Annotated in this window: 14 protein-coding genes; 1 reads left to right on the top strand and 13 read right to left on the bottom strand. The window is 36.1% G+C overall.

Going from position 1 to position 12,826, the window contains the following annotated elements:
• Positions 1-47: 47 nt before the first annotated feature.
• The 7 genes from wbaP to C228_RS0109260 all read right to left on the bottom strand — a co-directional run bounded on the left by wbaP (position 48) and on the right by C228_RS0109260 (position 7,013).
• Complete coding sequence (gene wbaP / locus C228_RS0109290) at positions 48-1,466, bottom strand: undecaprenyl-phosphate galactose phosphotransferase WbaP (RefSeq protein WP_018652353.1); 1,419 nt, start codon at positions 1,464-1,466, stop codon at positions 48-50.
• Positions 1,467-1,471: 5 nt separating this feature from the next.
• On the bottom strand, positions 1,472-2,245 hold the full coding sequence (locus tag C228_RS0109285) for a DUF4422 domain-containing protein (protein WP_018652352.1): 774 nt from the start codon (positions 2,243-2,245) through the stop codon (positions 1,472-1,474).
• 5 nt (positions 2,246-2,250) lie between these two features.
• Complete coding sequence (locus tag C228_RS0109280) at positions 2,251-3,174, bottom strand: glycosyltransferase family 2 protein (protein WP_018652351.1); 924 nt, start codon at positions 3,172-3,174, stop codon at positions 2,251-2,253.
• 61 nt (positions 3,175-3,235) lie between these two features.
• A complete protein-coding gene (glf, locus tag C228_RS0109275; protein WP_018652350.1) occupies positions 3,236-4,387 on the bottom strand; it encodes a UDP-galactopyranose mutase in 1,152 nt (383 codons plus the stop codon).
• On the bottom strand, positions 4,388-5,455 hold the full coding sequence (locus tag C228_RS0109270; protein ID WP_018652349.1) for a glycosyltransferase: 1,068 nt from the start codon (positions 5,453-5,455) through the stop codon (positions 4,388-4,390).
• Between the two features lie 38 nt (positions 5,456-5,493).
• A complete protein-coding gene (locus tag C228_RS0109265) occupies positions 5,494-6,222 on the bottom strand; it encodes an ABC transporter ATP-binding protein (RefSeq protein WP_018652348.1) in 729 nt (242 codons plus the stop codon).
• The gene (locus C228_RS0109260) at positions 6,222-7,013 is read right to left on the bottom strand and encodes an ABC transporter permease (protein ID WP_018652347.1); all 792 of its coding nucleotides are present in this window, start codon (positions 7,011-7,013) and stop codon (positions 6,222-6,224) included. The genes C228_RS0109265 and C228_RS0109260 overlap by 1 nt, the downstream gene beginning before the upstream one ends.
• Before the next feature lie 204 nt (positions 7,014-7,217).
• Between C228_RS0109260 and erpA the strand changes: the two genes are divergently transcribed.
• Positions 7,218-7,559 (top strand): iron-sulfur cluster insertion protein ErpA, encoded by a 342-nt coding sequence (gene erpA, locus C228_RS0109255; RefSeq protein WP_005621291.1) that lies wholly within the window; start codon positions 7,218-7,220, stop codon positions 7,557-7,559.
• 126 nt (positions 7,560-7,685) lie between these two features.
• On the opposite strand, the gene cysE is transcribed toward erpA, so the two are convergent.
• From cysE to lysM, 6 genes are all read right to left on the bottom strand, one after another.
• The gene (cysE, locus tag C228_RS0109250; RefSeq protein WP_018652346.1) at positions 7,686-8,501 is read right to left on the bottom strand and encodes a serine O-acetyltransferase; all 816 of its coding nucleotides are present in this window, start codon (positions 8,499-8,501) and stop codon (positions 7,686-7,688) included.
• Between the two features lie 11 nt (positions 8,502-8,512).
• A complete protein-coding gene (gpsA, locus tag C228_RS0109245) occupies positions 8,513-9,523 on the bottom strand; it encodes an NAD(P)H-dependent glycerol-3-phosphate dehydrogenase (protein ID WP_018652345.1) in 1,011 nt (336 codons plus the stop codon).
• Positions 9,524-9,721: 198 nt separating this feature from the next.
• Positions 9,722-10,219 carry a protein-export chaperone SecB gene (secB, locus tag C228_RS0109240; protein WP_018652344.1) on the bottom strand — a complete coding sequence of 166 codons (498 nt, stop codon included), beginning with the start codon at positions 10,217-10,219 and terminating at the stop codon, positions 9,722-9,724.
• Between the two features lie 22 nt (positions 10,220-10,241).
• Positions 10,242-10,691 carry a rhodanese-like domain-containing protein gene (locus C228_RS0109235; protein WP_018652343.1) on the bottom strand — a complete coding sequence of 150 codons (450 nt, stop codon included), beginning with the start codon at positions 10,689-10,691 and terminating at the stop codon, positions 10,242-10,244.
• A 132-nt stretch (positions 10,692-10,823) separates the two neighbouring features.
• A complete protein-coding gene (tig, locus tag C228_RS0109230; RefSeq protein ID WP_018652342.1) occupies positions 10,824-12,125 on the bottom strand; it encodes a trigger factor in 1,302 nt (433 codons plus the stop codon).
• 208 nt (positions 12,126-12,333) lie between these two features.
• Positions 12,334-12,777, bottom strand: coding sequence for a peptidoglycan-binding protein LysM (lysM, locus tag C228_RS0109225; RefSeq protein WP_005621301.1), 444 nt, complete (start codon positions 12,775-12,777; stop codon positions 12,334-12,336).
• Positions 12,778-12,826: the final 49 nt, after the last annotated feature.

The following is a 12,826-nucleotide window of genomic DNA, read 5'->3' as shown; positions in this document are numbered from 1 at the left end:
TATATGAGCAATAAAAAAGCAGAAAGAAAATCTTTCTGCTTTTACTTTTAATATGCTCCCGTTCGCTTACGCACAGCAGTAATTGTTTTAAAAAGAATCGCAATATCGTTCCATAATGACCAGTTTTTTACATACCAAGAGTCAAAATAGACGCGTGTATCATAATCTACATCATTACGACCACTCACTTGCCATAAACCTGTCATACCTGGTTTTGTCATCAGATAGTAATCCAAATTCTCTTTATAATAAACAAGTTCATCCGTTACAACCGGACGAGGGCCAACTAAGCTCATTTGCCCAACGAGGACATTAAATAATTGTGGTAGCTCATCTAAGCTTGTTTGCCGAATAAAAGCGCCGATCTTTGTCACTCGAGGATCATTCTTTAATTTAAAGTCCTTTTCCCACTCCGCCTTCACTATTTCATCACAAGCCAACAGCTCATTCAGGACTTGCTCTGAATTCAACACCATCGAACGGAATTTTAAGCACTTAAATGGTTTTCCATTTTGTCCGATTCGCAAATGGCCATAAATTGCATTGCCACCGTCTCTCTTAATCGTAAAGTAAAGCCAAATTAAAATAGGAGAGGTAAAAATAATCAACAAAATAGAACCAACAATATCCATTGCTCGTTTTAACACTCGAGAAGAGAGCTTGGCTAAATTATTATTTACTCGTAATAGGATAACTTCATAACTAAATAAAAATGACATATCCGTGCTGTATAACGGCAATCCTCTTAACGTAGGTACTACTGATACCGAACGATAACATTGTTTGGATAAGTACCTTAACCAATTATCACGCTGATCATTTTCATTATCTTCAAGTGCAATAATAAATTGATCCGATTTCTTGGTTACCAGCTCCCATAAGCTTTGCCGTGTTTCATTAATAACTGGCACACCTAACTGCTTTAATTCGGGATCTTCCGTCAATACAATAAAATATTTTACTTTAAACCCTAAATAAGGTTCACTCATCAGAGCGTAATAAGCATCTATCGCATTTTTTCCACCACCAATGATGATAGTATCTTTCAGATATAGCTTGGTTTTAATCAAATAGTTCTTAACTAAAATTCGTCCCAACGGAACAAACACTAATGCAAGCGACCAAGTCAGCACCCATAAATAACGAGAAAAATATAGTTTGGAAAACGCAATTGTCGCTAATTCAATAACAGCTAAAATTGCCAATGTTCTTACAACTTCTTTTAACTCAAACCAAAAGGGCTTACGATAGGTATAATGCCTTAGCCTAATACCAAACCAAGCAACACAAATTACTGCAAGAAAAAGATGGATAATTACTCGATCTTCAATTTGATCATAGGGAAAGTATTTATCTAAATCTCCAGTCCATAGCTGCAATAATTCTAAGGAAAGTAAAAAAGAAAGCGAAAAGAGCAAAAAATCAGTAAATGCAAGAATGTATTTACATAACATCTGCTTTTTCATTTTAGTTACCTTTTATTTTTTAGAAATTTTCTTTTTAATAAGCCTAATGCTTTTTTAAATAAATTTTCACCTTCTAGTGAAACCACATTAACTTCTTTTATTTTTAAACAATGATGTACAAGCCAAACATTAAATAAACGTTCCGCAAGAAATCCAAACACTCGTTTCTGGTAATTATCGTAGCTGGTAATATCAATCTGTTTTTCTAATTTAAACAAAATAGAAAACAGCCATTCACAATATTGTGCGAAGTGCTTTCTATTTAATACAAACATATTAAATAGATGCAGTGTTTTTCCTGACATTACTTTATTAAATGCAATAGTATATTCAGGAAAATCTTGCTCAATAATTTTCAGAGCTAAATCTAGATCTTTAATATAATGCGCATTCTTATAATGCTCATAAATTGTTTCAATATAATAATTACGCTTCTTAGCAACAATTACATCATATTGAGCTAAATCGGATAATAATTCATTTTCCGAAGCAATTGTGTGTCCCTTAAGAGTTAACTCTTTGCCCCTAAAATATCGGCGATAATGAACTAACCCAATATAATCACTCTCTGAAAATGCATTATTTTTCCACGCCCAATATAAAGCGGTTAACTCACAGAACGAGCCATTTTTCAAAGAAATATTATCGCCAGTATCGTCACTTTGAATATCTAATTGCTGTTGATGAAGTGCTTTTCCGACATAGATTGGAACATACGTAGATGAACAAGGAAATTCATATTGTTTATGCGTTGCAATTAGAACCTTAACTTTGCTCATAATATTTATAAGTATTCTCTATGGTGGGAGAAATCACCAATAAGACCATGCCACATTGCTCTCCAACTAAATACTAAATTACGTAAACTTGGCTTAGTAAAAGCAAAGAACCAAGTTGTTTTTACCATAAAGGCTAATATATGTGCTAGACCATTATGTTTTTTGAAAATCGCAATTGAATTGCGGCAAAAACAATATAGCTTTAATTTTGAATTTGCATAATTAAAACGTAATTTTCCAAAAAACATAGGCGTAGATGAAGAACTATCTTTAGGGTGATAAAAAATTGCATCCACAACCGTTAAAACTTCAGCACCTGATTTACCTGCTCGAACTGTATACTCTTTTTCATCTCCCCAAATAAAATAATCTTTCTCTATTAAACCTATTTTCTTTACCAAATTAGTTGAAATTAATGTTCCATTAAATGGTAATATAATATTAAAGATAGTATTACTTTGCTTAAATTCTTGAGGAATTTCTGAATAAGAATCAATAACCTTAATAGTACTCGGAATACGCAAAGCAAAACTTAATTTATCTTGGGTCTTAGGATCTAGTACTATAGGTCCAATATAACTTTTCTCCGAACTATAACCTGTTAATTTTTCTAGACAAGTTACTGAAGGAAAACCATCATCATCCATTAACCAGATATAATCAAACTGACGCTGATAAGCAAACTCAATGCCAGCATAGAAGCCACCTGCTCCACCTTGATTACTATCAAGCGTTAAAAGTGTAAACTTATTGCTATCCAACCAACCTTCAGCACGTAAAAAATCCACTGTCCCATCCGTACTAGCATTATTGACCACTACAATATGAGCTAGTGGATAACTTTGAACTTGCAAAGCTCGTAGGCAATTTAATAATAATTCTTTTCGGTTGTATGTCACTACAACGGCACAAATAGCTTTATTTTGCATAAGACAATCTATCAATAAAAGACCGCTTTATAAAAACAAGCGGTCTATTTTCTAAAGAATTTTACACATCCATATTTACGTAGAATGGTTTTAAATTCTTATTACTCGCTAAGGATTGTTTAATCTCATCAGCAGCTTCTAACGCTTCCTTAATCGTTACGTCCATATCTAAATAACGATAGGTGCCTAAACGTCCAACAAAGGTAACTTGCGTTTCTTTATTCGCTTTTTCAACATATTGCTGCAATAACGCTTTATCTTTTACCAAGCGAATCGGATAGTATGGAATATCTTTTTCTTCGCATAGGCGGCTAAATTCACGATAACAAATCGTTTTTTCGTGATTTTCCCACGGAGCAAAATGCTTATGTTCTGAGATACGTGTATATGGAACTTCTTCATCACCATAGTTAATTACCGCATTACCTTGGAAATCACCTTCAGTGCGGAATGCTTCAAAATCTAGCGTACGATAACCTAAACGGCCTAGCTCAAAGCCAAAATACGCATCTAGAGGCCCAGACCAGAAAACATGATCGAATTCCGCTTTCATACTTTCAGTAAATGGTGTCGCTAAACGTACTTCAATATTCTCGTGTTTTAAAATATTTTCCACAATCACAGTATAGCCGTCTTTCGGCATACCTTGGAATTTATGCGCAAAGTAGTTATCGTCATAATTAAAACGCACCGGCAAACGTTTTAAAATACTTGCCGGTAATTCTTTTGGCTCTACACCCCATTGCTTTTTGGTATAACCGTAGAAAAACGCTTTATATAAATCACGTCCTACAAAACGCATCGCTTGTTCTTCAAACGTTTGCGGATCGGCAATCGACATATCCGCTTGGCTCTCAATCAACGCTTTCGCTTCACTTGGTGAGCAAGTTTTACCAAAAAATTGGTTAATCGTATGCAAGTTAATTGGCAATGAGTACACTGCACCTTGGCTAATTGTTTTCACTCGATTAACAAACGGCATCCATTCGCCAAATTGATTCACATAATTCCATACTCGTTCGTTATCCGTATGGAAAATATGCGGACCATAAACGTGAACCATCACATTCGTTTCAGCATCACGTTCAGAGTAGCAGTTTCCCGCCACATGATTACGCTGGTCAATAACGGTTACTTGATAACCTTGTTCTGCAAGTTCACGAGCAATAACTGTATTTGAAAAGCCTGCGCCGACTAAGAGAAATTTTTTCATTTATTGGAAAATCTCTTTTACCCTTGCAAAATAATTTTCAATATACATTTTCTCTAAACTCTTTGATATTTCTTCTTGAGATGTAGAAATCTCTTTATTGATTACTTTCTTAATACACTCTTTTAATGCTAAAAGGTCACCAACTTCATATAAATATCCTGTGTGACCATTTTGGATTAAATCTGCTGGGCCAACACTACAATTAGATGAAATCACTGGTACACCTCTAGTTAATGCTTCAGCAATAACCATTCCAAAGCCTTCAAAATTTGAAGATAAAATTAAAGCATCAATCTCTTTGATATAATCCCATGGATCTTTAAACCACAAATCACATAATTCTATACTATCTTCTAATTTATATTTTTTAATTAAGTATTCGTAAAAGTCATAACTATCCCCAATGCCAATGATAGTGAGTCTTGCTTTGATCTTCTCTTTATTGATTAATAAATGAAATGCTTTAATAATATCAGATACTCTTTTTTGGTTTTCATCTAATCGACCAATATAGTAAAAATTATTACTATCTTTACTTCTAGGTTTAAAGTTTATTGAATCAACTGGAGTTACAGGGTTATAAATTGTATGAATTTTATTTCTATCCAGATTAAACCTATAAAATTGCTCTGTCATTCCTTCACATAAGGTTATAATACCATCTGTTTCCGATAATTGTTTTTCTACTTTTTCATTAAACTGGCTATTTTCCACTCGGAAATGAGTCCAATAAAATACTTTGGTATTAACTTTAGGTAAAGTTTTTAATGCAATTTGTACTGCTTTAAGAGTATTCAACCCTAAGCAAATAACATAATCATACTTATTTTTAGCCAACTGATTTCTTAATTTGTATAACGCGATTATTTTACTTTTTAAAGTATCTTCCTTATGTATAACTGATACAGATTTAGCTTTCAAAAAGCTAAGATCTGGCTGACCTCCATAAATAAGTAAATCTAATTTATATCCAGAGTCTAAATTTAAATTATTAAACCATGCATTTAATACTGATTCTGTGCCACCTGTACCATTCAAATGGTATGAAAAGATAAGTATCTTTTTCATAAAACCTCTCTAAAATTTATAAAACTATATAATAATGATTATTCATACAAAGGAATAACATCTTCTGCCTTTCCACAAGCTCTTACCAAGCCTTTATCAATCCAAATTACATTCTGGCAAAGCTCTTTTACCTGTTCGATAGAATGTGAAACAAATAGTAATGTTGTCCCTCCCTCTAACATTTTAGCCATTCTCTGTTTACATTTTTCTTGAAATGCCGCATCACCCACTGCTAAAACTTCATCTACAATTAATATTTCCGGTTTTACAATGGTTGCAACAGCAAAACCAAGTCGTGCTGCCATACCTGATGAGAAATTTTTAATTGGTACATCAACAAAGTCTTGTAATTCAGCAAATTCAATAATTTCATCAAAATGTTGCTCCATAAAAGCTTTTTTATGCCCTAACAACGCACCATTGAGGTAAATATTTTCTCTTGCGGTTAATTCGCCATCAAATCCAGCGCCAAGCTCAATCAATGGAGCAATATTACCATTTACTTCTACAGAACCTTTATAAGGTTTCAAAATACCACAAATTAGTTTAAGTAAAGTCGATTTACCAGAACCATTAGTACCAATCAGTCCCCAAGATTCGCCACGTTTCACTTCAAGATTTACATCTTGTAATGCTAAAAACTCTTGGAACATTAGTTCACCTTTTAGCATTTTAATGACATATTCTTTTAAGCCGTTATAACTTTCTGTAGCTTTATTAAAACGTACAGTAGCATTTGTTACTTTAATTACAGTTTCAGTATTCATTAGATATATAAAATAAATTCGTCTTGTTTTTTATTGAAATACCACGCGCCTAAAATAAGCACTAAGATTGCAACACCGAATCCCATATAGATAGAATTTACATCAGGGAATCTTGCATATAAAACAATATCTCTAAATTGTTCAATATACCAATACATTGGATTAGCGGTTTTATATAGCGTTTGATATTCTTCTGGAATAATTGTTACAGGGTAAAATAATGGCGTGAGATATAACCACATTGAAACAAAAACACCCCATAAATATTGTATATCTCGGAAGAATACAGTTGCAGCCGCTAAGAATAATCCAAGTCCTAAACTAAAAATTAAAACTTGTAGAATAATGACTGGGAAAAATAATAAATTCCAAGAGAATGTTGCACCTGTTACAATCATTACAAGTAAGAGAGCACCAAGCGAAAATAATAAATTAACGAGTGCACTCCCCACTTTAGATAGAGTGAAAATATATTTAGGCACATAAGTTTTCTTTAATAATGCCGCATTGCCCATAATAGAGCCAATCGACATATTTGTCGCTTCTGCCATAAAGTTAAAAATGGTTTGCCCTGCAATCATATAAAGGGGAAAGTTAGGAATATCGAATCTAAATAAATTAGAAAAAACAACCACTAAAACCATCATTAACATTAATGGATTTAAAATACTCCATAAATATCCTAAATAACTTCGTCTATATTTTAACTTTACATCACGCACGATAAGCTGTTTTAGCAACTCATCAAAAGCTAAAAAACGCTCAAACTTTCCGACAATAGCTTTAATCATTTAGCCCTCTTAAACAATATAGATAACCTACGGATATAGTTGGTTATTATGCAACAATATATAAAAAAATCTTAAGGATCATACCAGTATTTTAATAGCCTTACAAAAGATATTACATTTATTCCTTTTAATTTGGCCTATTGCCCAATGTTCAATCTTAGTACATAATGAAGGCTTACCTAGAATTTGGTGTGAGAAGAAAAAATGAACGATATTCAAATTCCTCTTATCTTTACTGATGCGGCGGCGAAGAAAGTTAAGAGTTTAATTGAGGGCGAGGATAACCCGAATCTTCGTTTACGAGTGTATATTACGGGGGGCGGTTGTAGTGGGTTCCAGTATGGCTTTACCTTTGACGACCAGATTAATGAGGGTGATTTAACTATCGAAAACCAAAATGTTGGTTTGGTAGTTGATCCAATGAGTCTGCAATATTTAATCGGTGGCACGGTTGATTACACCGAAGGCTTAGATGGTTCTCGCTTTGTAGTACAAAACCCGAATGCAAGTTCAACTTGTGGCTGTGGTTCGTCATTTAGCATTTAAAATTGACCGCTTGTCTTACACTTTCCATAGCATTAGACTAATATTAAGGGCTGAATTCGGAATATTACCGGATTCAGCCCTTTTATGGCTTACTTAAATAGCAGCTAGATATAACAGCTATTTAGATTAGATACCGTCACCATAAGTCCCTTCGATATCTTCAAAATATTGGTTCATATCAAAAGCCGGTTTCTGTGCGGAAGATTGTCCGATAATACGAGCAGGCACACCTGCAGCGGTTGCGTGATCCGGCACTGGTTGTAATACCACCGAATTTGCGCCAATTTTTGAATAGCGCCCAATCTCAATATTACCTAGGATTTTTGCACCAGCCCCTATCATCACACCTTCACGAATTTTCGGATGACGATCGCCGTGTTCTTTACCCGTACCGCCAAGCGTTACGCCTTGTAAAATCGACACATCATTTTCAATTACCGCCGTTTCACCTACGACAATACCCGTTGCGTGGTCAAACATGATGCCACAACCTAATCTCGCTGCCGGATGAATATCAACATCAAATGCCACAGAGATTTCATTTTGTAGGTAAATTGCCAATGCCTTACGACCTTGTTGCCAAAGGTAATGGGTCACACGATAGCTTTGAATCGCATGGTAACCTTTTAAATACAGCAATGGTGTTGTCCATTTATCTACCGCTGGGTCTCGAGTGCGAACCGCATCAATATCGCAAGCAGCACTGGCAATAATTTGAGGATTTGCTTGATAGGCTTCTTCAATAATATCTTTTAAAGCAATCGCCGGCATAATTGGGTTAGCCAGTTTATTGGCTAAGATATAACTTAGTGAACCACCTAAATTACTATGCTTTAAAATGGTTGCATGGAAAAAGCTGGCAAGCATCGGCTCACTATCAACCAATTCTTGTGCTTCTTCTCGAATATTCTGCCAAATTTGATTAAGTTCGCTTTCGTTCATGTAAAACCTCTTTATTCGCCTTTGCGTTCACGCCCTAATAAGGTTGCAACAACATCATGTGCATTTTTACCACAGAATAACATCTGGTAGATCTGTTCGACAATCGGCATTTCAACCCCTTGGGTTTGAGCTAGTAAATACGCTTCTTTTGTATTGTAAAAGCCTTCTACCACTTGACCGATTTCCGCCATGGCTTCCTCTGTGGATTTTCCTTGCCCGAGCATTAAACCGAACCGGCGGTTACGTGATTGATTGTCGGTACAGGTTAGAACCAAATCGCCCAGTCCAGCCATTCCCATAAAAGTATTGGCATTTGCACCCAATGATGCACCTAAACGGCTAATTTCAGCTACACCACGGGTGATAAGTGCCGTTCGTGCATTTGCACCGAAACCCATTCCATCAGAAATACCAGCTCCAATGGCAATTACATTCTTAATCGCACCGCCTAATTGTACGCCAACCATATCGCTATTTAAATAAACACGGAAAGCCTTAGAACAGTGGATACGCTGCTGCATTTCGTCAGCAAATTGCTTATCGTTTGAAGCTAAAGCGATAGCTGTCGGTAAACCTAATGCTAACTCTTTTGCAAAAGTCGGACCGGAAAGCACCGCTAGCGGATACTGAGTACCAAGAATTTCTTCGGCAACCGTTTGTAATAATCTTCCGGTATTACGTTCCAGCCCCTTTGTTGCCCACATAATACGATGATGAGCATTTAATAATGGTTTTATCTGCTTTAATACATCGGCAAACACATGGCTTGGCACAACAATTAGGATATCCTTTGCTTTTGCTAGTGCCTGCGTCAAATCACTTTCAATTTCCAAAGCATCAGGAAAGGTGATATCTGGCAAAAACGCATTATTCATTCGTTCAGCGGCTAAAATTGCCATTTTGTCCGGTTGATGTCCCCATAAATAGGTTTTATGACCATTACGAGCAAGCGCAATAGCAAGTGCCGTACCATAAGAACCTGCACCTAAAACCGTAACGGGGGCGGAATACATTTCACTCATTAATATTATCCTTATGCGATGGAGTATTTAAAGATTAGCATCAGCATAGGCTGATTAAATAGAAAAGCTCAATATATCATTTGATGTAAATCCGTCAATTCCGCCGATTTAGACCATACAAAGCTTTACGTTGTTAGAACGATAATTAAAGGCTGAAAAAAGAAAAAGGTATGCCAAAGTGCATACCTTTAAAAAAGATTAGTTTACTGCCGGCGCTTCTGCATTTTGTTCTGCTTCTTGACGCTGTAAGTAGTCCATAAATAGTGCATCAAAGTTTACCGGAGATAAGTTCAATGCTGGGAATGTACCACGATTTACTAAGCTAGCGATTAACTCGCGTGCATAAGGATAAAGTACATTTGGGCATTGTGACGCTAAACAGTGTGCTAATTGAATACCTTCTAAACCTTTGATCGTGAAGACACCCGCTTGTTTTACTTCACAAATAAATGCAGTATCACCACTATCTTCTAATGTTGTTGAAACATTAATATGTAATACCACTTCATAAAGATCTTCATCTAATTGTTTAGTTTCAGTATCAAGTTCGAAGCCTAACTGCGGTTTCCACTCTTGATGAAAAATGGTGGGTAAATTTGGTGCTTCAAACGAAACGTCTTTGATATAAATACGTTGAATTTGGAGTTCAAATGGAAGCTGTTCTTCTTGAGCAGCAACTTGATTTTCTTCAGCCATAATATTTCCTTAATTAACTAAATTATTTATGTTTTTTAACAGTTGGAAGGTTTGCCGAACGCCAGCCTAAAATACCTTCTTTTAGCACATATACTTTGCTAAAACCTTGTTTTGCAAGTAAATCTGCGCTTGATCCAGCCGAAAAACCATTGCTATCCACTAGAATGACCGGACGATCTTTATATTTTTCAATCGGATGAACATTATTCGCCTTGATTTCGCTTGGCAGAATATGGTGACTATCTACGATATGACCTGAGCGGAACTCATCTTCTGAACGTAAATCGAGGAATACCCCCTCTTCTTTGTTCACAAGTTGTGTCGCTTGTGCATTTTCGATTGTTTTAAATTTACTGGTAGCGCCTTTATAAAGGCTAAATAACACCGCAACAAATACCGCAACCCACGCAAACACAAGAATTGGATGGGCGCTAACAAATTGTTGAAGCTGTTGAGTAAAGGTTAAATCCATGACTAAACTCTCTTTTGGTTAAAATAAAAGCGGTTACTTTTAGAGAAATTTTTGCAAATTTTTTCCTAAAATCAACCGCTTATAAAATGCTAATTAAAAGCCCTCCAGAATGGAGAGCTTTGTATGTGAGAATTAGCCCTGAGCTTGTTGAGCCATTACTTCATCAAAAGAGGTTGCTTTTTCAGTTACTTTCGCTTTTGCAAGTACTGCTTCAACCGCTTGTTCTTCTAATACCACGTTACGGATATTTTCGGTTAATTGACGGTTTTTCGCGTAGTGAGCAACAACTTCTGCCGGTTGTTCGTAAGCTGAAGCGATTTCTGCGATCGTTTCTTCAACACGTTTTTCATCAACTTTTAATTCATTAGTACCAATTACAGTTGAAAGTAATAAACCTACTTGAACACGACGTTTTGCATCCGCTTCGAATAATTCTGCCGGTAATTGTGCAGCCATTTCCGATTTACCACCGAAACGTTGAACCGCTTGACGACGTAATACATCAACTTCTTCCGCTACTGCTGCAGCTGGCACTTCAATTTCGTTTTGTGCGATTAAACCGTTAATTACTTGGTTTTTAACACGTGCAGTTACCGCATTTTTAAGTTCACGTTGCATATTTTTCTTAATTTCTGCACGTAAATCTTCTACAGTTTTTGCTGAACCAAATTTTTTCACGAATTCTTCTGTTAATTCAGGTAATACGATGTTTTCTACTTTCTTAAGGGTGATTGCAAATTTCGCTGCTTTACCTTTTAAGTTTTCAGCATGGTATTCTTCAGGGAAAGTTACATCGATATCAAATTGTTCGCCAGCTTTGTGACCAACGATACCTTCTTCGAAACCAGGGATCATACGACCTTGACCCATTGCTAAAGTAAAGTCTGTCGCTTTACCGCCTTCGAATTCTTCACCGTCAACAGAACCTACGAAATCGATCACAACACGGTCTTCTGCTTGTGCAACCTCTTGTGATTCAGCCCAAGTTGCTTGTTGTTTACGTAACACATCGACCATTTTGTCTAAATCAGCTTCTGTGATTTCTACAACCGGTTTTTCAACTTCGATGTTTTCTAAGCCTTTTAATTCAACTTCTGGGAATACTTCAAAAGTTGCAGTGAAGCTGAATTCTTGACCCGGTTGGTAGTTGTTCGGAGTAAATGTAGGACGACCTGCAAGGTTGATTTTCTCAGCGATTACTGCATCAAAGAAAGCACGTTGCATTTCATCAGACAATACATCTTGGCGAGCCGCTAAACCGAAACGTTGTTCGATAATTGCGTGTGGTACTTTACCTTTACGGAAACCATCTACACGAGCATTTTTCGCATAGCCTTTTAATTGTTCTCTATAAGCCGCTTCAATTTTATCTGCAGCTACAGTAATAGTTACACGGCGTTGTAAGCCTTCTAAAGTTTCAATAGAAATTGACATTCTTAAACCTCAAGTTGTGGGTATATAAAAGATACAGAAATAGACATTCATTGTAACGTTATGTCAATGGGCTGTCGAGGAATATTGCGCAGAACATCGCCAAATGATGGCGCAGAAATGAAAAAAATCAGCAAAATTTACCGAACAAGCGGTGTGATTTTACTGATTTTTTGCAATAGCGTTAGGTTACGCCTTCTTTCCTAAAAAATTATAAGCTTTTTGGAATACGAATTTTTTGACCTGGGAAGATTTTGTTCTCGTCTTTGATCACTTCTTTATTCGCTTCAACGATCGCTTTATATTTTGCACCGTTACCGTAAGCTTTGGTTGCAATTTCCCATAAAGTATCGCCTTTTTGAATCACATAAAATTCGTCATCACCTGCAAGCGCTTCGCCGTTAGCAATTTGAACACCGTCGATTTTCACTTCTGAAATACCTTCAATGTTACCCGCCATTAATACCGCTTTTTCTACCGCAGCAGCTGTTGCCGCCACACCGCTTAAATTTGCCACACCGTTTTCAACGGTTACTTGTACATTTTCAACGCCCGGATTGTCTTCGTTCAAATGTTCCGTTACGGCTTGTGACGCCTCTTCTTCTTTATTAAAAAGTTTTTTGCCGATATTCGCTGCAAAATCAAATAAACCCATGGTAAAGTCCTCTAAAGTTAGGTTTAAGGGAGACTATATTTTACACCAT

Origin of the sequence: Actinobacillus capsulatus DSM 19761, from assembly GCF_000374285.1 — a bacterium.
GTDB lineage: Bacteria > Pseudomonadota > Gammaproteobacteria > Enterobacterales > Pasteurellaceae > Actinobacillus > Actinobacillus capsulatus.
This window is presented reverse-complemented; position numbering and strand designations above follow the sequence as displayed.

Excerpts from the sequence above, each read along its gene's own strand:
- C228_RS0109235 (WP_018652343.1), bottom strand. The coding sequence starts at position 10,691 with ATGGATTTAACCTTTACTCAACAGCTTCAACAATTTGTTAGCGCCCAT.
- secB (WP_018652344.1), bottom strand. The coding sequence starts at position 10,219 with ATGGCTGAAGAAAATCAAGTTGCTGCTCAAGAAGAACAGCTTCCATTT.
- C228_RS0109285 (WP_018652352.1), bottom strand. The coding sequence starts at position 2,245 with ATGAGCAAAGTTAAGGTTCTAATTGCAACGCATAAACAATATGAATTT.
- wbaP (WP_018652353.1), bottom strand. The coding sequence starts at position 1,466 with ATGAAAAAGCAGATGTTATGTAAATACATTCTTGCATTTACTGATTTT.
- cysE (WP_018652346.1), bottom strand. The coding sequence starts at position 8,501 with ATGAACGAAAGCGAACTTAATCAAATTTGGCAGAATATTCGAGAAGAA.
- C228_RS0109260 (WP_018652347.1), bottom strand. The coding sequence starts at position 7,013 with ATGATTAAAGCTATTGTCGGAAAGTTTGAGCGTTTTTTAGCTTTTGAT.
- gpsA (WP_018652345.1), bottom strand. The coding sequence starts at position 9,523 with ATGAGTGAAATGTATTCCGCCCCCGTTACGGTTTTAGGTGCAGGTTCT.
- glf (WP_018652350.1), bottom strand. The coding sequence starts at position 4,387 with ATGAAAAAATTTCTCTTAGTCGGCGCAGGCTTTTCAAATACAGTTATT.
- tig (WP_018652342.1), bottom strand. The coding sequence starts at position 12,125 with ATGTCAATTTCTATTGAAACTTTAGAAGGCTTACAACGCCGTGTAACT.
- lysM (WP_005621301.1), bottom strand. The coding sequence starts at position 12,777 with ATGGGTTTATTTGATTTTGCAGCGAATATCGGCAAAAAACTTTTTAAT.
- C228_RS0109280 (WP_018652351.1), bottom strand. The coding sequence starts at position 3,174 with ATGCAAAATAAAGCTATTTGTGCCGTTGTAGTGACATACAACCGAAAA.
- C228_RS0109265 (WP_018652348.1), bottom strand. The coding sequence starts at position 6,222 with ATGAATACTGAAACTGTAATTAAAGTAACAAATGCTACTGTACGTTTT.
- C228_RS0109270 (WP_018652349.1), bottom strand. The coding sequence starts at position 5,455 with ATGAAAAAGATACTTATCTTTTCATACCATTTGAATGGTACAGGTGGC.
- erpA (WP_005621291.1), top strand. The coding sequence starts at position 7,218 with ATGAACGATATTCAAATTCCTCTTATCTTTACTGATGCGGCGGCGAAG.